Raw genomic sequence first — 20,699 nt, 5'->3', positions numbered from 1 at the left:
CGACTTTATCCCCGGGTCCTAAAATATAGAAACTCTTTGCTATAACCGAAAATTGTATTAAAACAAACAACATACCAATAGTGATTTTTTTAATCATGATTACCACCTAAAGCGTAAACGTTAAACTTACACCAACAACATTTTTATCATATTCAAGCAGTGTGTCTGTCGAGTTGTTTTTATCCCATTCACCGAAGACAGCAATTGCAACATTCGGAGTTAAATCATAATTGAATTTTAGTGTAAACCCATAAGTATCATCAACTCGTGATATACCACTGTAATCATCTTTATATTTATAGACGCCGAATGAAGTATAATAATATGTCGCCCAGTAATGTCTCCAATCGGCCTGGTATTTTGTTTCGAGGACATAATCCCCCTCAACATCTGGATCTTTAGTTGCTTGGGAAGTAGTAAATGTGAGTTTAGAATAGGTAAGTGGACGCCACACCCCACCAATATTCCAGCTAAACCCGGTAAAATCTTCACGACGGCTGTCAGTAAACTCTTTTGCTTGAACACCTATTTTCATAAAACCATGTAAGATTGAAGAGGCTTCCCACTGCATGCCCAAAAGTGCTGTGTATACATCCGAATCTCGGTTGAACTCACCGGGTTTGTTGTAGTCATAGCCAATTTTTTCAACATTAACTTCTATAACTGTATCTGTGTGTGCTCTAGTCGAATAATAAAAAGTAGAGCCGAGAAAAACCGAATCATAATTACTCCGTCTCGTTATATCATAAAAGTTACGGTATTCTTTTTCATAATATTGAAGGTCAAAAACGAGTCGACCTTTTGTTTGTTGAGCACCATACTCATAGGCTGCCGCCAGCGTATTTATTCCATACAGAATTGGTTCATCCGTTAGTTCAAAATCTTGTTCGGATTTTCCAGTCCCGCGTGATTCAGTTAACCATTCACCTTTTACACTAAGGTCAATACGATGTGTATCATTTGGCTCTATATGCGCATTCATGCCCAGTTCAAGATTGGTATAATTATCACTGCCACTTGTTTCGTAAATACCTTTTTCTGCATTCATATCAAGGCTATAATAATTAATACCGTTGTCCATTTTGAAATTAACTGAAGGCATAACAGCCATAATTACACTACTGGTACCACTTCCTTGCTCATTATAAATATTGTCATCGTAGACAACACCAATTTCTAAAGATGGTTTAACAAATAAACCACCGTCAGTGATATGTGTATCAGGTATGTAAGCAAATACACCATCACTCAAAAAAGCTAAACTAAACCAGTACAACTTGACTGTAAATACTCTCATTCAGACATCTCCATATGTACACTAATTCCAGCTTGGATCATGACTTACCTCTGCAAGTCGTTAATAAGTGTTCGCACTTTTTAAACAGGTCAGTATCGTTAACATAAGAATTTTCAAATCAAACCATATTGACCATTGCAAAATATAATAAAGATCAAATTCGACACGTTTTTGCATTTTATCTAATGTATCTGTTTCACCTCGCCAGCCACTGACTTGTGCCCATCCGGTGATCCCGGGTTTTACGTGATGACGTAACATATAAAATTGAATAAGTTTACGATACTCTTCATTATGCGATACGGCATGAGGCCGTGGACCTACAACTGACATGTCTCCCATCAATACATTAAAAAACTGCGGCAGCTCGTCGAGAGAGTTACGACGAAGAAAGGCACCAAAGGCGGTGACACGTTTATCATCTTTTGTAGCCTGTTTAACTTTTTCGTCAGATTCCATTACCGCCATACTTCTAAACTTGAGAACAGAAATTGTTTCGCCTCGTAACCCATACCGACTTTGTTTAAATAATACCGGGCCTGGAGATGTCAGCTTTAATGTTATCGCGATGAGAATGTACACAGGAGAGAGCAGTATTATCGCAATTAGACTTACGGCGATATCTTCAAATCGTTTAAGTAATATTTTGGAGCCTAAATAAGGAGACTCAAAAATACTCAGTGCGTCAATTTGGCCTATATGAGTCAGACGACCATGCATAACGTCTGATAACATAAACGCAGGAACGACATATACATCGACGGTGGTATCTGATAATAAATTGATAATCTCAGCGATGCGCTTCTCTGCTGAAATCGGTAATGCAATAAAAAGGACATCGATGTCACCATTTTTTGCATCATGAATACATTTGGATATATCACTAATTACCGTTAAACCTTTCGGTAAACGGTCTGTTTTTCTATCATCAAAAAACCCAACAAAATCAAAACCTAATTCATCACAATGACTGATTTCATGATATAAATCAGCACCCGTTGACGTCGCGCCTAATATAGCCATTTTGCGAAGATTTATGCCGAGTTTACTGCGAACCACAGACCATTGGTGTTTTAATATTCGCCACGTAAAACAACTCAAAAATGATACTAAAAACCACGTACTTAAAACATAACTGGGGAAATGAAATGAGTTTTCAAGCCATACTCCTATTCCAAAAAGTATAATAAATGAAGATATAAACACAGCAATAACCGTCATCAGCACTGTTATAAACCGGCCAACACGCCAACATTGATATAAATTAAGCGCTTCTGCGATATATAAAAATACAACCAATGCGGTTAACGCAACAATAATATAATCTTGTGTCATTTCAAGACTATTACTATTAATTACAAACACTAAAGAAAATGTAATACAACTTAGATCTAAAAAACGATAAATAAAAAAATAATTATCAGAACTTACCTTAAATGTATTAACAGGTTTCAAAACACGATTCCTTAACAAATTTAAAGTAGACTCATTTTTAAACAAATGAACTACTGAGCTACAAAAATTTTCCGCTCATCCATTGAATATGTCATTGATAATCCGTTAGTTGTTCTCTATTACTACAAGACAATTAAGCTATGTATAAATACACATTGAACATCTAATTAACTATAGCAGTGATTTTTTTTATGGCCGTAACCTAGTAGGTTTGATGAAGACGCTCATTTTTATAGAAAATATAACACTGCAGTGTCAAAAAACGGCTTACTAAACTTGAAGTTTAATTTTTCGGTTTAAAAAAAACGCTAGTACCCCAACAACTACAATCGGGAGAACTATATTCGCTATATTATAAAGGCTATTCAAAAAACTAAACGAATCATGTGGAACGCTATTGGTTGATTCAAACAAAAGGTTACCTAAACTAATCAATACTAATAAAGACAATAGGAAAAATGACTTCAACCTCTTAATTTTAAACACATAATAATGTAAAACATAAAAACATTGGAAATAATTAATGATAAAAGCCACAACTAGACTAATACACAACACTGTCATTTCACCCGTATAAATGCCCAGGATAATAGCGGAGACGTTTACAATTGATGAGAATATGCCGCAATAAAACATTTCCTTTGTCGCGCCCATCGCTTGATACACCCCCCCTGTGGAACTTAAAACCATCTGCACAGGAATAGACAGCGCCAATATTTTCAACAACTCACTTACAGCTAACCACTGCGAACCGAATAATATGAAAATAATATCATCTGCATACCAAAATATGATACTTGCTGTCAGCATTCCCAATACTGCAAGTTTATAAATTAATTGATAATAAGCAGAAAAAATGATATTTGGCTGGTGTTTATAACGTGTCAATACAGGCTGTAATGCAGGGTTTATTGCAAAAGTAAACAATTGCAGTGGATAACGCATAATTTGGTAGGTCTTTTCATAAAAGCCTACGGTCGAGACCCCAAAATATTTAGCAACCAATAGAGTGTCTAAATTCCGAGAGAAAAAATTAAGTATATTAAAACCGAGCTGAAATTTAGCCATCGCTAATAACGGCAGAATACTTGCTATCTGAGTGCCAAATTTGGCTTGGCCTATTTCAGTCTGAACGGAGAAACGGTAATAAAATACAAATCGCCCTACCGGTGTGACCAACAGTTTAATCGCTAACGCCACGACGCCTAAACCGAGAAAATAAAGCAGAATACAGACCATTAACGCCATTATTTCTGCCAATATCTCAGCTTTACCAATAATAATAAATTTGGTATCTTTCTGTAATGAAGCCAAAGGCAACATTGCGAGCGCTGAAAAAAATACATTCAACGCTAATACGTATGTTAACAAGTTAACGTTAGTTAATTTAAGCCAGTTCGCCAATAACGGCGTAAGATAAATGAATAATAAAGTCAGTGATATACCAATAATAAGCGTAGCAGTAAATATACCATCACGCTGATTAACTGAGATATTTTCTTGGTGAATAATTGCCGGAGCAAGGCCTGATGTGGCTAACAATTGAAAAAAAAGAATTAACACTTGTAATGCAGCTAAGGTACCAAAATCTTCTGGTGTGAATAAACGAGCTAAAATGGATAAAGAGGTAATTTGAAGCAGGTAAAGCGAATATTTTCCAATGAGACTGTGACGGATCCCTTTATTCAATTCTCGATTTATTTTACTCATTAGGATATGTACCTGTTGCGAAGCTGATAATAAAATAATCAGGTGCCGTTGATTAATTCACGTTCATTGTTAACTTCATGCCTAACTTGATAAATACCTGATGATATTATTATTACTATCATTAAAAACCATGCCATATTCACATCTCTAAATATACTTGACTCTGTTACATTATGGAGGATAGGTATAATAAGTGCGGCATGTAAATATTTATTATTAGACTTTAGCATTGATATCATTAACAATATAAATATAAATAACGAGCCGACAACGCCAAATTGTAATAACAAGTGTAGATAACCATTATGTGCCGATGATACATACTGCAAAAAACTATATTTATCATCTAACACGAACGGTATTACACCCACACCAAAATAACTACCATAACCATAACCCAGTGTTATCTCATCAAAAAACCCAAGATCATAATACAGCGCATCCCATATAATCCCTCGACCAGTAAAAAAACCATCATCCACGTATAATGCAATATGCTGGTAATCATTAATATGATAACTAACGCCTGGAATTAAAATGAATACACTAAAAAATATGACGGCTAAAGAGGAGGTTATTAGTTTTAATTTAAACAAGCTAAGTTGTGTCATCAAAAAATAAATTATGCAAAGTACGATACTTGTTTTGCTTTGTGTTAATACAAGTAAAATAAATAGTAAGATAAGCATTCCATTTAAAAACTTGCTGTTTATATCAAATGATTTAGTCCACATGTGACTTATCACTATCAGGACAGCCAAGTTGACACCCATCGTATTTTTAGATTTTGAATACCCAGCCAATTGGAAACTTTCACTTAACCCAACACCTTGAACAACGGCTAACAGAACCATGAGAATACATATAATCACTGCAACCTTAAGGTTTAATTCAATACTTTTATGGTAATAAGAAAAACACAGTCCAATCGATATTGAAGTACAAAATAAAAATTGAAAGATTGCACGTTTCATTGAAATTAAAGGATAACTTGACCAACTAGCACTGATTAAAGCAATAATACAAATGACCATTAAGAAAAAGGTTTTATATGTTATCACTGGTTTTAATTTGTTTATTTCTGTGTTTATAAAAAATCTAAACGAAAAAAATATGAATGCAAAAATCCAAAATACTTGTTTAAATGTATTACTCTGAGCTAGGCTATTAGTGATCACATCTAATTCGTGGTCCACAGCACTCATTTTATTTGAAAAGTCAGGTGCGAAAACACCAAGACAAAACAACAACATGAGTAATAAGCCATATTTTTCAAGCCAAATAAAAACATTCATAAAACATCCAGCTGGGAAGTGATAATACCGTGAATATGTTGGTACTATTTTATTTTAGATAATCGCATAACAATTAATTCAGCATAAATATGATATTAGACGCTAGGTAAGCATTTGGCATTACATTAGCAGTCAAGGTGAGTCTAATGCGCTATCCTTAACACAGTTACATTACCCTGCGGCAAGGTTCGGTATGATGTATAACGTTATGAATCGATATAAAAACAAAGTATCTTGGTTTATATCAATTTTATTGATAGCCATTCCAGCAAATTCTGAATCAACAAATACCGAACATGACTGTACAAAAATAATTACAACTGGAAACAAGAAGTTATCGAATTCTATACCATCGTTTGCGAAACTTAGTCTCGCTTTAGAACAACATATTGTGGGTGATATAATCTGTCTTGCTGATAAACATCAGCCAGCCATTATGATTGAAGACTTCGACAGTGGCAGTAAACCGCTAATAATACGACCTTTGCATTACCTTGGCACCACTATTAAGAGTAGATATTACACAGGAACAGGAATAACAATAAAACATTCAACCGGCATAATTATCGAAGGCTTAATTATAACCGGTGGCTTAAACGCAATTCTGATACAAGATTCATCAAATATTTCACTTTTATCGAATAGGGTCTTTAATACTGGTAATCAAGCAATATCAATAAAACCACGGTATTACGGTGGTAAGCACTATATAATAGAAGATAACATCATATTTAATACTGGGTTGCTCAATCCCCGCTTTGGAGAGGGCATATATATTGGAGATGGTTCCTACACTAAAGACAGGAGTCGATTGAAAATACAGTACACAGTGAGTGACATTATGATACGAAATAACCTTATTCATCACACTGGAAATGAAGCGATTGACGTAAAATCAAATGCCTACGATGTAAAAATAGTCCGTAATAGCATTAACCATATCAATTTAAAATTTAACGCTGCGATCACCATCGCGACTGAATCATCCTTTGCGCCGCTTGGCGGATATCAAGTTGAAGATAACGTGATCGCGAATATCACTAATCGTTCAGGCTATCGACCAATAGGTATTGCGGCTGGACATGGTGATGCTCTAATTAAAGATAATCTGATTATCGATGATAATGAGAATGTCATCGCAATTTGTCTATTCACTACTTTTTTAAATCCTAAATTAAATCACGTTATATTAGAAAATAATAAATTAATTGGTGCCGGAGTACCATTTTCAGACGCATGTACGGGCGGAACTAACAACAACGCGAAAGCAGTGACCACATTTAAGTAACACTTTTAAATTACCAAATTCTTACACGACCTGTATCTACATGGATAAAACCTGATTTAGGGTAGTACCCTACGCCCCCTAGTTTTAACGATATAGCAGCATCACGTAAATGAGATATCTTCACATCAGGTATTGCGATATCAATTGCCATACCTCGCATATGATAGCTTTTGATGGCAACAGCACTACTTTTGCTTGCTAACATCTCATTAGTTTTAGGTGACCGGTAACCCGAAATAACATGATATTCATCAGAAACATTCAATGTTTTATTAAGCTGATATAGCAGCTCGTATAGACGTTTGTCCATCGGTGCAGATAAATTTTGTCTGTGGTCACGCAATAAGTGGCTGAAATTTTCGAGTGTGCCTTGTTGATACAAACCATCAATCCAAAAATCCCCCTGGCTACGTTCTCTCGTGTGGATATTATAAAATTCTAACTTTTTGGTACCTAACGCACTTTGACTTGCATGAGCCGGCATAACTGAATATGCAGCTAATCCACCAAGGCCTAATAACACCTTTCTACGTGTTGGACATACTATTGACACTAAACCACCTTGAACGTTTTTCGTACAGAAGCAGTGGAATGTATATGCAAATTACGACTTGATCAAGTTTTATCTCTGCAAAGCATATATGTCGTCACGGAATTGGCTTAATCCGTTGTCATCAATCCATGCTGTCCAATAAACCAAGTGAACGGGTAAAACATCATTTAAAGGGAACCATTTGGTTGTTTCTCGGTTGATTTTTAATCGTGACCAGAGCGGCTTATTATCAACTAGGCTGTTTGCTATCCAATTGGCTAATTCATCGACTTTCTCAATTCGGATACACCCAGACGACAATGCCCGGTTTGCATTACTAAATAATTGCGGATTACTTGTATCATGTAGGTAAACACTAAAATCATTAGGAAAATAGAATTTATAACGACCAAGCGCATTTTGGGTACCGGGCATTTGTTCGAGTCGATACGGGAATTGGCCATAGGCAAGTTTCTGCCACTCTTGAGGGGATTTTTCTATTGTTTGGTTTTGATAGTTAAACACCTTAAAATTACGCTGGCTAAAAAATTCACCATTCATTTTTACTTTCGGTAATAAGTCGTCTTCTAAAATACTTCGAGGTACTCGCCAACTCGGATTAATAACCATACTACTGATTTCACTTGTTAATATTGGCGTCGGTTTTTTAGGTTTACCAACAATCACACGCGAACGCAGCGCTATTTCACCGTTATCACTGAGTAGTAATTCATAAGCGGGAATGTTTACAAGTAAATATCGATCACTAAGATTCGCCATAAAATGGATTTTTTCTTCCATATTTTGCCGTAATAACTCTGCTCGACGCTGAGGATTAATATTTAACCACTTTAAAGTATCAGGACCAATAATCGCATCTGCTTTAAGGCCATGACGACGTTGAAAATTGCGAACCGCAGCCGCTATCTCGACGGTATAAACATCAGAGAAACGTAGTGACTCTTCACTGTCGCCGAGTAAAATAAGTCTTGAATGGATTTCATGTACAGCAGCACTACTATCACCGATATGTAAAAGGCGTGAAAGCGCTATATCTTCCCAGCTATATTGCACTGAAAGCCAATTTAAATAACTCGCACGACTCGAAAATTGCAGTACTTTTTTGGATACTGGTGCGTCACTCACAGCATCCATTTTTGGTAATAGATTATCTGGTTGTATATTACTATGATTCACATATGCATAGTGTTTATTGTTGGTTGTATTCATGCTATTTGTCATATGCGTTGTTTTACCAAGCATCGACACTTGATGATGCGGTAAAGCTGACGCATGATAACTAATTGATGATATCATCATGAACAATAAAGAAGATTTCAGTTTGTTGTTACCAGTGAGCTTTTGTATAATTTTCAATCTCTTAAAAAGATAGTGTTTATACATAATAGTCTCCCAGTGAGCATAAATTAAGTATGGTTAATAAATATCAACTCACCAACATTTTTATCTTTTTATCTTTTTATACGTTAAAATATCCCTCTTTAAATAAGCATGAGGTTATATGCCAAACAATATTACAATATGGGTTGATGCGGATGCATGCCCTACTCCGATGAAAGAAATTCTCTTTCGTGCTGCAGTACGTGTAAAAGCACCAATAGTATTCGTCGCAAACCACTGGATACGCGTACCAGCTTCTCCATATATATCAATGACCCAAGTACCTTCTGGATTTGATGTTGCAGATGATCACATCGTATTAAAAGTCGCTAAAGATGATCTTGTTATTACCTCTGACATTCCATTAGCTGCTGAGGTTATCGAAAAAGGGGCGCATGTGATCACCTCTCGTGGCGAAAAATATACATTAAGCAATATTCGTGAGCGTTTAAACATGCGTGATTTCATGGACACAATGCGAGCGAGTGGCGAGATGACTGGTGGTCCCGCAGCATTAGGGTCAAAAGATAAACAAGCATTTGGCAATGCGCTTGATCAGTACCTCGCGAAATACGCAAGCAAAACATAATCAATTATCATAGAACTAAATAAATCTACCGCGGAATAACAGGAGTTGCACGTGCAAAAAATAGCCGTATTCGTTGACGTACAGAATATCTATTACACCACTCGCCAGACTTATGGGCGTCAGTTTAATTACCGCAAGCTCTGGCAGCATTTATTATTACAAGGTGACGTAGTCACTGCTTATGCTTATGCGATTGACAAAGGTGATGATCAGCAGCGTAAATTCCAGGATGCACTCAAACATATCGGTTTTGACGTGAAGCTTAAGCCGTTTATCCAACGCAGTGATGGCAGCGCTAAAGGTGATTGGGATGTTGGGATCACCATCGATGTACTACAAGTCGCAGAGTCGGTCGATACTGTCGTACTGCTCTCTGGTGATGGTGACTTTGCGATCCTGCTTGATACGATAAAAGCCCGTCATCAGGTCAGAGCGGAAGTTTATGGTGTACCAGCCCTAACAGCAAATGCATTAATAAATAGTGCCACGGTATTTAACCCTATTTATGAAGATTTCTTATTGTAGACTATCCACTCTTGCTAGTTGAACGTTGCTAACGCCACTCTGCGGTATCGATCTCATGTGCTTGCACAGCAGACGTTGCTATTCACGTTTTTTCCACATGATCGATGTTAGGTTTACGGTTTTTACACGGGCTAGCTAAGATTAAACATGAATATCAAATATATTAAGTTTGCATGTGTCGGTGGCATTGGTTTTATCGTCGATTTAAGCGCAATGATCGTATTCTCTACATTTATGCCCTTATTCCTCGCACGATCACTTGCATTTTTCTTTGCCGTAAACAGTAATTGGCTGCTCAACCGCCGTATTACCTTTAAACAGCAGCAATTTGAGAGTAACTCAGGTCTACTTCAAGAGTGGAGTAAGTTTCTCTGCTCATCATGTGTTGGCGCCATTCCTAACTTATGTTGCTATTGGCTATTAGTGTCGGGTTTATCACTCACCGGGAGCGCGGCAGTCATAGCAATCATCCCCGGTATTATATTTGGCATGCTAATTAACTATCTTTTAGCTGACCGTTGGGTGTTCAGTAAGTAATCAATAAATCTACAGGTATATGATAGCGCTACAGCCACCAGCCTCATTATTTTTCAGCTCAAATTGCCAGTTGTATTTACGACAAATATCTCTGGTAATTAATAACCCTAAACCATGCCCTTCATCATTACGTTGTTTTTTGTAAAGACCAATACCGGTATCAATAACGGCAATTGAATTACAATCGACAACGACCTTCACTTCACCAGACTCAGTACAAGCAAAGGCGTTTTTTAATAAATTGCCGAGTAACAATTTTAACGCGACTTCGGGAATAGTAATCAGCGGCGTTTGCTTTATTATTACGTTAACAACAACAGGTTTTGAACTAAGTAGCGCACTGTGCGCATTCACACTCACCATGATTTCATCTTTATCTAACGGCCTTTGCGATAGTGCTAAATCTTGTTCCGATTTGGTTAAAGACAGCAATGCATCAATAAAATCATTCATCTCATTTGCTGCACTCTGTAAGCGCACTTGTTGTTTTTTTATGAACTCAGGTTCATTGTTATAGCTCAATAAATTTGTCGCCCCTTTAATGACCATTAATGGTGTCCGCAATTCATGACTAGCCATGCGATTAAAGGCCCGTTCTCGTTCAATTAATGCATTTTTCTGTTGCTGATTCTTGTTATAACTATCAACAAGCTGTAACAACTCTTTAGTCGCGATGCCCGCTGGTAGCTCAATATCACTGGAATCATCCGGTGATCGACGCGCAATCTCTTTTGCAAATATCGATATCGGCGCGGTTAATCGATCTGAAATACGCATCACCACAAACAGTGCTACAAGCAATAGCAATAATGACGTCAACGACTGCCATGATTGCGTCCACATGATCTGTTCTTCACCCAGCTCAAACGCCGGATCACGATGAACAATGTAAATGAATGGCGCGTGTTTATTCGATGTTGCCAGTTTCATCAAAAAGAATTCTGTACCTAAAGAATTGCGCTGCTCAATTTCAACCGCTTCATCGATAGGAAGATATATGTTCTCATCGACGAGATCAGGTAACGTAACACGATCCATATAGCCCATTGTAAACTCATCGATTTTAAATGAACGAGTTTGACCAGCTAATTTTGATTTTTCAACTATCGATTCTTTTTGCAGTAACAGTCGGTTCTGAATACTTAATTGTTCAATACTTTCGAGTGTAGAATCAAGTACCGTGGCGTGAATCATGATGATCGCAAACGCCACAATCGAAAAATAGATAAATGTAAGCTGTTTAGCCGAACGCACTTTCGCCATCATAACTCCCTGCGTCTAGCTATTTACCGAGACAAGTTGATAACCAATTTTGGATAAGGTTTTAATGTAATGGTGCTGAAAAGGTTTATCGACTTGATTACGTAACTGATAGATATGACTGCGTAAAATATCCCCTTCAGGCTCGTCTTCGCCCCAAATCGCATTGATGATTTCATTTTTAGTCACAATTTCAGGACTGCGCATCATAAGCAGTTTTAAAATCGTAAACTGCGTAGGATTTAATTCAAAGTTACAGCCATTACGAGAAGCAATATGTGTTTTCAAATCTAACGATAGTTCTTGAAAGGTTAATACTTTAGCTGCATTTTTACCACTGCGACGGCGGTGTAAAGCTTGAATGCGTGCAGCTAGAATATCAAGGTCAAATGGCTTGATAAGGTAATCATCAGCGCCACAATCAAACCCCGCTAAAGTATCTTCACGGGTATCACGAGCAGTTAACATCAGTATCGGAGTATCATCCCCTTGCTCGCGTAACTTTTGACAAACAGTCAGACCATCCATACGGGGCATCTGGATATCTAAGATAATTAAATCATAATAATTATTACTAGCGAGTGCATAACCTTGCACACCATCTTGCGCATAATCTAAGGTGTAACCTTTTATTTCAAAAAAATCAAAGATAATACCGGCGATATCTTGATGATCTTCCACTAATAAAATTTTCATAACCGTTCAATCCAATAAATAAATACCGCTTCATTATGACAAATCCCATGTCGAAATAATGTAAAAATGTAAAAAACATGTCGAAAACATTAATTCCACACGGGTATATCTAGACTGTATGCATTGCTATCCACTTCGGAATATTAATATGCCAGCCAGTATCACATCGATTACCGAACACAGAGAGGCAACTAAAAGCGCAACACCGCCTTTGTTGTCTATCGTGATCCCATTCTTTAATGAGGATGAAGCGCTAACCGATTGTCACGCACGTGTTGTCGCCGTGCTTGATACCTTACACCAACCTTGCGAGATCATTTATGTTGATGATGGCAGCAATGATGGATCATGGTCACAGGTCATTGGATTTACAGCTAATAATCATCTAGTACGTTGCCTAAAACTCAGTCGTAACTTTGGCAAAGAAGCTGCGATGACAGCAGGCATGGTGAATACAGCAGGCCGTGCGGTTATTCTATTGGATGCCGACTTACAAGATCCACCAGAACTTATCCCGAAAATGGTTAATGAATGGGAGAATGGCTTTGATGTCGTCAACATGCAACGCAAACAACGTCATGGGGAAAGTTGGTTAAAACGCGCAACTGCACACTTATTTTATAAAATAATTAATCGCCTCGCGGATATTAACATACCCCGTAATGTTGGCGACTTTAGACTATTAGATCGTAAAGTCGTCGACGTGATTAATGCATTACCAGAACGAAATCGATTTATGAAAGGTTTGCTTTCGTGGCCAGGCTTCAATACCTGCACGCTGCAATTTGACCGTGACGCACGGCAAGCTGGTACGACAAAGTGGAATTATTCCAAACTGATCCACCTCGCCTTTGAAGGTATTACCTCATTTAGTATTACACCGTTACGCATCGCAACCGCAGCAGGGGTTATGACATCAATGATTTCGGTGATGATGGCGATTGTACTTGTCAGTAAAACACTATTCTGGGGCGATCCAGTTGCAGGTTACCCTTCATTGATGACCGTTGTATTGTTACTTGGCGGCATACAACTCTTGTCAATTGGTTTGATGGGGGAGTATGTCGGCCGCTTATTTATTGAATCAAAACAACGCCCCAACTTTATTATTATGAACGAACAAAGCGCAGAACCAAATACTGGCTTTAACCTAAAACAGCAAATCAACAATCACGTAAATACCAATCAAGCACACAACACCAATTTCAAACAGGGTTAGTAATCACATGAATAAAGCAGTAAACAATGTATCTCTGACCAGAATTGCGATAACACTCGTGGTCTCAGCGATAGCAATAAGATTATTTACCCTTGGTTTGTTTCCACTTATGGACACAACCGAAGCACGCTATGGCGAAATGGCCAGGATCATGGCTGAAACAGGTAACTGGATCACGCCGATGTTTGATTACAATGTACCATTTTGGGGAAAACCGCCGTTATTTACGTGGATGAGCGCCACGGGTATTACACTATTTGGGTTGAATGAATTCGCAGTCAGATTGCCTCACCTACTTGCTGGGGGGTTGATATTATTCATCGTCGCCCTGCTTGCTTATAGCTTCATCCCATCACGCAGTCGTTCAGAGCGTAAACAAGAGGCATCGTTAGCAGCAGGGATCCTTGCGACGACAACAACATTTATTGTTGTGTCTGGCGCGGTAATGACAGACACGGCATTAACATTAGGCATAACGTTAAGCATGGCCGCTTTTTGGCTTAACTATAAAAATAAGTCAGTATTGTGGGGGCATTTGTTCTTCATCGGCCTGACTGTGGGTATGTTAGCCAAAGGTCCTTTAGCATTGGTACTCATTGGCATGAGCTTGTTTATTTGGGCATTATTTAACAGAACCTGGATGAGTATGTTGCGCAGCTTACCTTGGAAAACAGGTATGCCCCTTTTCCTGGCGACAAGTCTACCTTGGTACATTATTGCCGAGTACTCATCTCCCGGTTTCCTTAATTACTTTATTGTTGGTGAGCACATTAAGCGATTCTTAGTCAGTGGCTGGCAAGGTGATTTATACGGCAGTGCACATAAAGAGATAAAAGGTACAATTTGGATATTTGCTATTGTTTCAGCGCTACCCTGGACACCTATTTTTATTTATCAATGGGTTAAAAGCTTACAAGCAACAAACACCATCAAAAATAAAACGACAAATGCAACGAAAATACAACAAGACGAGGATACAACCGAACTTAATTATACCAGTTTTTTATGGGCATGGTTATTAGCGCCGTTATTACTGTTCACATTCAGCGGTAATATATTATCGAGTTATGTTATGCCTTGCCTCCCCGCTTTCGCATTATTGATGGTGGTATATCAACGTAACCATCCACTATCAACCAAGATATATAAAATAGGGTTAATAACACCGGTTTTGATCCTTGTTGTCGCTATCTTGTTGCGAACTGAAGTGACAGGCAAACAATCCGAAAAAGGGTTAATGCAAGCTTGGTCAACCCAAGCACAAAATAGTGAATTGGTATATATCGACAAACGCCCATTCTCAGCGCAATTTTACTCACGTGGTGTAGCCGTTGAACGAAAAGTGAAACTAGAAGTCGCAGTTCAAGACATAACGAAAGAAACTTATTTTGTCATCAGAAAATCAAGTGAGTCAGAGTTACTTATTACCAGCTTACCTCAATGTAAGATTATCGAAAAAGCAAAAAAACGTATGCTAGTATTTTGTAACGCTAGCTAACATTTAGTATAAAACCCCACAAAATAAAGCAAGCTAGGAACATACCCTAGCTTGCTTTATTATTACATCAAATAGTAAACAATATTATAAAACAGACTAAAATGACCTACACTAAAAGTAGCGTAACTAACTGAGTAACAAGCATGCATATATTGATAACGGGTGGCACAGGCTTTATCGGCCAGGCATTTATTAATACCTATCAAGCTGATTATGACTTCACGGTATTAACCCGCGATATCAGTAATGCCAAAAATATTTTTTCGCATATTTCAACTGACAACATCAGGTTCATCTCGCAGTTACTTGAATTACCGAGTGCGATTCATATTGATGCCGTTATCAATCTAGCCGGCTCACCGATTATGGATAAAATGTGGAGTGTGAAACACAAACATATTTTAGAATCAAGTCGCTGGGAGATAACCCAAGATTTAGTGGATCTAATCTCAACAAAGACCATCACCCCTGAGGTTTTTATCAGTGGTTCAGCCATTGGTGCCTACGGTCGTCAAGGTGCGCAGGTTATTGACGAAAAGCATACCGAGCATTACCCAGAATATGCGAGTCATCTCTGTGAACACTGGGAAGAAATAGCCCGAATAGCCTGCCCGTTAACGCGTACTGCAATCATACGAACAGGCATTGTATTAGGTAAAAATAAAGGGGCCTTACAAAAAATGGAGTTTCCTTTTAAATTAGGACTTGGTGGTCCGATCGGGAAAGGTGAGCAATATATGTCTTGGATACATATTGATGATATGGTCGCTGCCATCAATTATGTAATACAGAACAAATCAATATCAGGCACTTTTAACTTTACATCACCAAACCCTGTAACCAATCGAGAATTTTCGCATAAATTAGCCGCTTGCTTTGGTAAGAAAGCCCGGTTTACTACCCCTACACTATTTTTAAGGCTGTTATTGGGTGAACGTGCTGACCTTATTATTTATGGCCAACGGGTATTACCAACTCGATTACTCGATGTTGGTTTTACGTTTCATTTTGATACCTTAGACCAAGCTTTGTCTGCCATCTATGCTTCATGAACACGTATATTGTAGAGACGTTTATTCATGCTCACGTTTTCGTACTAGTCTAATTGCATCTAAAATATTGACCAGCCATACACAAAATAACGTGACAGTAGCAAGTTGAATGCCTTGAGTATCGAGACTAGCCATCTGTTGTGTCACTAATTCATTAATACTCAGCAAGTCTAATTGCCCACCAGACATCATTACTTTGTCTATTATCAATTGCGTTTGCGTCATAGTGACATCTATTATGTAATAAAGCGGTAACGCCGCAGCAATTGCATATAGTCCTGCCGCTAGCTGTTTTTTTAACCACCAATGGGCAGCCCCTGGAAATAAAAATGCAGATAAAAGCACGGCTTTAACGGTATTATTCATAAAATATTCCTGATTCAACTGAGATAGCTATAACAAATTAATGGTAATAATAACAAGGATAAAGCATGTAATGTACCCCGGAGCGGTTTTAATATAAAACTTACAATCAATAGTACTAGCATAAGTAACAGACTATTAGAAAAAGTATTATCGAATGTGCCATCAAAATCCAGCCAAATTACATCATTAACCGTTAATGACGCCCAAACATCTTGGATAAAATTCAAGACCTCATTGACGCCAGCAATCAAGATACGACTCAGCCCTGGCATAATCGCTAATAACAGCACCGCCAGTAACAATACAGGTAATATCAATACACTAAACACTGGGATAAAAACTAAATTAACCAACGCAGACATCAGACTGAATCCAGAGAATACGGCCACCTGAATAGGTAATATGAGTACCGTGAGTAACACTTGGCTATAACAAAGGTGAGTAACTTTATGCAGAGCCCCCTTAATGACCCCAGTTACTCTATCCTTATTGGTAACAACACGGTTTCGATCTATTGCGACAGATTTAGTTGGCTTATTCAACCACACAAGTATGAAAACAGCCGCCATCGCTGAAAATGATAACCAAAAACTTATTGAAAATACCGCTAAGGGATCTAACAGTAAAGTAATCAACAACATCATTGAAAAAAGTTGAGACAAAGTAACTTTGTAATATTGCACACGATATAAGCAATGCAGGCACAACAAAATAATGGCGCGTAATGCAGGTAATGAGAAGCCCGCAATCCAAGCATAAAATATTGCAACAATAAGACTCATCGACAGACTGATAACGAGATAATAAGGCGTGTTAACCAATCTTAACAATCCTTGTATAAAAATATAACAGAAACCAAATATCAGACCAATATGCAAACCAGAAATAGCAACAAGATGACCGATGCCCAGTTGTTGCAGCTGGGTCCAAAGTTCATTGGTAATGTAATGTCGGTCTCCAAAACTTAATGCATACAACATAGGGTTGGGATTGACTGGCAATACTGACTTGAATATTTGATACAAATCACCACGTAAACTAAGCTTAGACCGTATTACCTCTCCTTTTGTTATGATGCCAGCGAATTTTATATGACGTGATAACAACTTCGGTTGCTTAGTGTTAATTAGTCGTACCTTAAAGCGCCACACTTGACCAACCCCAAGCTCCCCCGGATAATCATAGTCTGGATTTGGCCACTTTAAGGCTAGTTTCGGTTGCATAGAAGAAAGCAGCGTATTATTAATTTCTATCACCTTTACATCAAACGAAAGTCGGTTTTTTTTATTTACTAATGTTATTACCTCAGCCGTTATGATATTGTCTTGTGCTACTGTAGTTGACAGTTGTTTGTATTGGAATCCAGTATTGTAAAATAATGTATTTGATTCATTTATCACGTTATTTTTATACAACGAAGACCAGCTTAATGCGACAAATATGAGTACTAATATAGGTGGTACTTTAGCGTAAACAAGGATGAAGGCAGCAACTGTTATTATCGTGATAGATTGAATGCGTTCAATATCTACAAAGAACATACTTATTAATATGGTAATGGAAAGTAGTATGGCCTTTAAGGTCATTCATTACCCCTGACATTTGATTAGAATTATGCCTAAGAATTTAATTAAAAAATATCTCCCAGATCCCGAGTCAATCAAAGAACACAAGCACCTTAAGATTTTTGGTGACCTGTTACACAACGCAAACCTTTGGCACTTAAATCGCCGCTCTGCAGCAGGTGCATTTGCTGTTGGCCTGTTTATGGCATTTGTTCCCGTCCCTTTTCAGATGTTGTTAGCGGCAGGTTTTGCTATTTTATTTCGTGTTAACTTGCCATTATCCGTCGCACTCGTGTGGTTATCGAACCCGGTTACCATGCCGCCAATGTTCTATGCGACTTACGTATTAGGTGCATGGTTATTGCAAGTACCAGTCCACCCATTCTCTTTTGAGCTGACTTTGGAATGGTTAATGCAGGCAATATCCTTATATGGACCGGCATTTTTACTCGGCTGTTTTGTATCCGGTGCATTTTTTTCTATCGTAGGTTATTTTAGTATTCGCTGGCTATGGCGTTGGAAAATTATTAATGCCTGGAACAAACGTAAAGAGTCACGCACAAAATAATAGTTAAAAATGAGAAGGCCACATCACTTAATCAGTGATGTGGCCTTTTTAATATCTGCAGGGATGTACGAAGAAGCGCGTTATTTATTGCCTAATTCATGCGCCGGCTGTACCGAACACGCTTTATTCGCAGGATAAATTGTCGCTACCACACTCATAATCATAGCAACACCACCAACCACCAGCACATCATTTAATGCTAGCTGTGACGGTAAGAAATCAATAAAGTAAATATCGCCGGATAAGAATTCCTGACCGATCAAACCTTCGATAAATTGGATAATCACAGTGAGATTCTCTGAGATCAAAATACCTAACACCGTACCTGAAACCACACCAAGAATACCGTTAATCCCACCGTGTACAATGAAAATTAAACGTAATAGCGTATTTGAAGCACCCATGGTTTTCAATATCGCAATATCGGCGCGCTTATCATTAACAGCCATGACCAAGGTGGTGACAATGTTAAAACAGGCAACGGCAATCACTAATGTCAAAATCACGTACATCAAGCTTTTAACCATCTGTATATCTTGGTATAAAAAGCCCTGACTGGTCATCCAACTGCGGATATACAAGTAATGATCTAACTGATTACCCGCTTCACGAACAATGCGGTTAGCAGAAAAAATGTCTGTTACCTTAATACTCATACCATCTGCTTTAAACGCTTTATCTTGAATATCTTGGGCTGCGCTTAAAGGTATATAAGCAAGGTTATTGTCTAATTGCCCACTAAGATGAATAATGCCAGAGACAGTAAACCTGAACCGACGTGGCGCCTTAAATGAGCGGCCTGATTGCTGCGATAATAATACCGTGACAGGATCACCAAGTTCTAAATTCAACTCTTTCGCAATACCCCGTCCAATCACAACTGTTCTGTTATTAGTAGGATCACTTAAGCTATCCCAACGCCCCTCAGCAACATAACGATACACTTCTGATACTTGCTTTTCAGCCTCACTATCAACTGCACGAAGTTGTACCGCCTTTAATTCATTTCCTTTTTGCAATAAACCATTAAGCTTAATAAAAGGCGCAGCACCAACAACTTCTGGATGCGCAAGTAATTGCTCCTGTGTGCGCTGCCAGTCATCAAAAGGTTGACTCACGCCTTCAAGTTCACCATTAGGCACAACCGCTAAGATCCGATTTTTAAGCTCATATTCAAAACCGTTCATTGCAGATAAACCAATGATCAGTACCATCACCCCTAACGCAATACCAATCGTTGATGACGCCGAAATAAACGCGATAAAACCATTACGGCGCTTCGACGAGGTATATCTCAATCCAATATAAGCGGCTAACGGACGAAACATTATACTTCCTCCATCACAGCATTTACCTGTACTGCTTCGCAATTATTGGTCAATACACCATCAACCATATGTAAAGTACGGCCTAATCGGTTCGCTAGCTGTTCATCATGAGTAACAATAATAAAGGCGGTATCACACGTTTCATTTAACTCTTTTATCAAATTGAAAATAGTGTCCGCACTGCTTTGATCTAGGTTACCCGTAGGTTCATCTGCAAAGACGATATTCGGTTCATTAATTAACGCACGTGCAATAGCGACACGTTGACGTTCACCACCAGAAAGTTCACTGGGTTTATGTTCAACACGATGAGATAGCCCCACTCGCGCTAACATAGCCAAGGCTTTTTGCTTAGCAAGCGTCACTTTCATACCCGCTATTAATAGCGGCATGCACACGTTTTCTAACGCGTTGAACTCATTGAGTAGGTGATGAAATTGATACACAAAACCCATATTCTGATTTCGCATCGCAGCTTGTTGTTTCTCTGACATGCTATGAATGTCGACACCATTAAG

20 protein-coding genes are annotated in these 20,699 nt (G+C 38.1%); 8 read left to right on the top strand and 12 right to left on the bottom strand.

Annotated features, from left to right (window positions below):
* Positions 1-106: 106 nt before the first annotated feature.
* From PE36_RS21570 to PE36_RS21555, 4 genes are all read right to left on the bottom strand, one after another.
* Positions 107-1,297, bottom strand: coding sequence for an outer membrane beta-barrel protein (locus tag PE36_RS21570; protein WP_006034231.1), 1,191 nt, complete (start codon positions 1,295-1,297; stop codon positions 107-109).
* A 60-nt stretch (positions 1,298-1,357) separates the two neighbouring features.
* On the bottom strand, positions 1,358-2,752 hold the full coding sequence (locus PE36_RS21565) for an undecaprenyl-phosphate glucose phosphotransferase (RefSeq protein WP_006034230.1): 1,395 nt from the start codon (positions 2,750-2,752) through the stop codon (positions 1,358-1,360).
* 270 nt (positions 2,753-3,022) lie between these two features.
* The gene (locus PE36_RS21560; protein WP_006034229.1) at positions 3,023-4,462 is read right to left on the bottom strand and encodes a lipopolysaccharide biosynthesis protein; all 1,440 of its coding nucleotides are present in this window, start codon (positions 4,460-4,462) and stop codon (positions 3,023-3,025) included.
* A 38-nt stretch (positions 4,463-4,500) separates the two neighbouring features.
* Positions 4,501-5,757, bottom strand: coding sequence for an O-antigen ligase (locus PE36_RS21555; RefSeq protein ID WP_006034228.1), 1,257 nt, complete (start codon positions 5,755-5,757; stop codon positions 4,501-4,503).
* 193 nt (positions 5,758-5,950) lie between these two features.
* Here PE36_RS21555 and PE36_RS21550 point away from each other — a divergent pair, with 193 nt between their 5' ends.
* Positions 5,951-7,045: a right-handed parallel beta-helix repeat-containing protein gene (locus PE36_RS21550; protein ID WP_006034227.1), complete on the top strand. Its 1,095-nt coding sequence runs from the start codon at positions 5,951-5,953 to the stop codon at positions 7,043-7,045.
* 10 nt (positions 7,046-7,055) lie between these two features.
* Here PE36_RS21550 and PE36_RS21545 read toward each other — a convergent pair whose 3' ends face one another.
* Both PE36_RS21545 and PE36_RS21540 read right to left on the bottom strand, forming a co-directional pair.
* Positions 7,056-7,598 carry a DUF882 domain-containing protein gene (locus tag PE36_RS21545; RefSeq protein ID WP_198138642.1) on the bottom strand — a complete coding sequence of 181 codons (543 nt, stop codon included), beginning with the start codon at positions 7,596-7,598 and terminating at the stop codon, positions 7,056-7,058.
* A gap of 69 nt (positions 7,599-7,667) precedes the next feature.
* Positions 7,668-8,981 carry a murein L,D-transpeptidase gene (locus PE36_RS21540; protein ID WP_198138641.1) on the bottom strand — a complete coding sequence of 438 codons (1,314 nt, stop codon included), beginning with the start codon at positions 8,979-8,981 and terminating at the stop codon, positions 7,668-7,670.
* A 130-nt stretch (positions 8,982-9,111) separates the two neighbouring features.
* On the opposite strand from PE36_RS21540, the gene PE36_RS21535 reads away from it, so the two are divergent.
* From PE36_RS21535 to PE36_RS21525, 3 genes are all read left to right on the top strand, one after another.
* Positions 9,112-9,567: a YaiI/YqxD family protein gene (locus PE36_RS21535; protein ID WP_198138643.1), complete on the top strand. Its 456-nt coding sequence runs from the start codon at positions 9,112-9,114 to the stop codon at positions 9,565-9,567.
* Between the two features lie 51 nt (positions 9,568-9,618).
* Complete coding sequence (locus PE36_RS21530; RefSeq protein WP_006034223.1) at positions 9,619-10,092, top strand: NYN domain-containing protein; 474 nt, start codon at positions 9,619-9,621, stop codon at positions 10,090-10,092.
* A gap of 147 nt (positions 10,093-10,239) precedes the next feature.
* Entirely contained in the window at positions 10,240-10,629 is a 390-nt protein-coding gene (locus PE36_RS21525; RefSeq protein WP_006034222.1) for a GtrA family protein, read from the top strand.
* A gap of 9 nt (positions 10,630-10,638) precedes the next feature.
* On the opposite strand, the gene PE36_RS21520 is transcribed toward PE36_RS21525, so the two are convergent.
* Together PE36_RS21520 and PE36_RS21515 are read right to left on the bottom strand one after the other, a co-directional pair.
* A complete protein-coding gene (locus PE36_RS21520; protein WP_006034221.1) occupies positions 10,639-11,892 on the bottom strand; it encodes a HAMP domain-containing sensor histidine kinase in 1,254 nt (417 codons plus the stop codon).
* 15 nt (positions 11,893-11,907) lie between these two features.
* Positions 11,908-12,585 carry a response regulator transcription factor gene (locus PE36_RS21515; protein ID WP_006034220.1) on the bottom strand — a complete coding sequence of 226 codons (678 nt, stop codon included), beginning with the start codon at positions 12,583-12,585 and terminating at the stop codon, positions 11,908-11,910.
* 148 nt (positions 12,586-12,733) lie between these two features.
* Here PE36_RS21515 and PE36_RS21510 point away from each other — a divergent pair, with 148 nt between their 5' ends.
* The 3 genes from PE36_RS21510 (at position 12,734) to PE36_RS21500 (ending at position 16,354) form a co-directional block, all read left to right on the top strand.
* Positions 12,734-13,804 carry a glycosyltransferase family 2 protein gene (locus tag PE36_RS21510; protein ID WP_006034219.1) on the top strand — a complete coding sequence of 357 codons (1,071 nt, stop codon included), beginning with the start codon at positions 12,734-12,736 and terminating at the stop codon, positions 13,802-13,804.
* A gap of 7 nt (positions 13,805-13,811) precedes the next feature.
* A complete protein-coding gene (locus PE36_RS21505; RefSeq protein ID WP_006034218.1) occupies positions 13,812-15,302 on the top strand; it encodes a glycosyltransferase family 39 protein in 1,491 nt (496 codons plus the stop codon).
* Between the two features lie 143 nt (positions 15,303-15,445).
* Positions 15,446-16,354: a TIGR01777 family oxidoreductase gene (locus PE36_RS21500; RefSeq protein ID WP_006034217.1), complete on the top strand. Its 909-nt coding sequence runs from the start codon at positions 15,446-15,448 to the stop codon at positions 16,352-16,354.
* A gap of 21 nt (positions 16,355-16,375) precedes the next feature.
* Here PE36_RS21500 and PE36_RS21495 read toward each other — a convergent pair whose 3' ends face one another.
* Together PE36_RS21495 and PE36_RS21490 are read right to left on the bottom strand one after the other, a co-directional pair.
* Positions 16,376-16,720 carry a hypothetical protein gene (locus tag PE36_RS21495; protein WP_006034216.1) on the bottom strand — a complete coding sequence of 115 codons (345 nt, stop codon included), beginning with the start codon at positions 16,718-16,720 and terminating at the stop codon, positions 16,376-16,378.
* A 14-nt stretch (positions 16,721-16,734) separates the two neighbouring features.
* The gene (locus tag PE36_RS21490) at positions 16,735-18,306 is read right to left on the bottom strand and encodes a ComEC/Rec2 family competence protein (RefSeq protein ID WP_232286624.1); all 1,572 of its coding nucleotides are present in this window, start codon (positions 18,304-18,306) and stop codon (positions 16,735-16,737) included.
* Positions 18,307-18,334: 28 nt separating this feature from the next.
* Here PE36_RS21490 and PE36_RS21485 point away from each other — a divergent pair, with 28 nt between their 5' ends.
* Positions 18,335-18,853 carry a DUF2062 domain-containing protein gene (locus tag PE36_RS21485; protein ID WP_006034214.1) on the top strand — a complete coding sequence of 173 codons (519 nt, stop codon included), beginning with the start codon at positions 18,335-18,337 and terminating at the stop codon, positions 18,851-18,853.
* A gap of 80 nt (positions 18,854-18,933) precedes the next feature.
* Here the strand turns inward: PE36_RS21485 and lolE are convergent, their stop codons facing one another.
* Together lolE and PE36_RS21475 are read right to left on the bottom strand one after the other, a co-directional pair.
* Entirely contained in the window at positions 18,934-20,181 is a 1,248-nt protein-coding gene (gene lolE / locus PE36_RS21480; protein ID WP_006034213.1) for a lipoprotein-releasing ABC transporter permease subunit LolE, read from the bottom strand.
* The coding region (locus tag PE36_RS21475) for an ABC transporter ATP-binding protein (RefSeq protein ID WP_006034212.1) at positions 20,181-20,699 on the bottom strand (519 nt) is incomplete at its 5' end. The genes lolE and PE36_RS21475, both read right to left, overlap by 1 nt.

Source organism: Moritella sp. PE36 (assembly GCF_000170855.1).
GTDB lineage: Bacteria > Pseudomonadota > Gammaproteobacteria > Enterobacterales > Moritellaceae > Moritella.
This window is presented reverse-complemented; position numbering and strand designations above follow the sequence as displayed.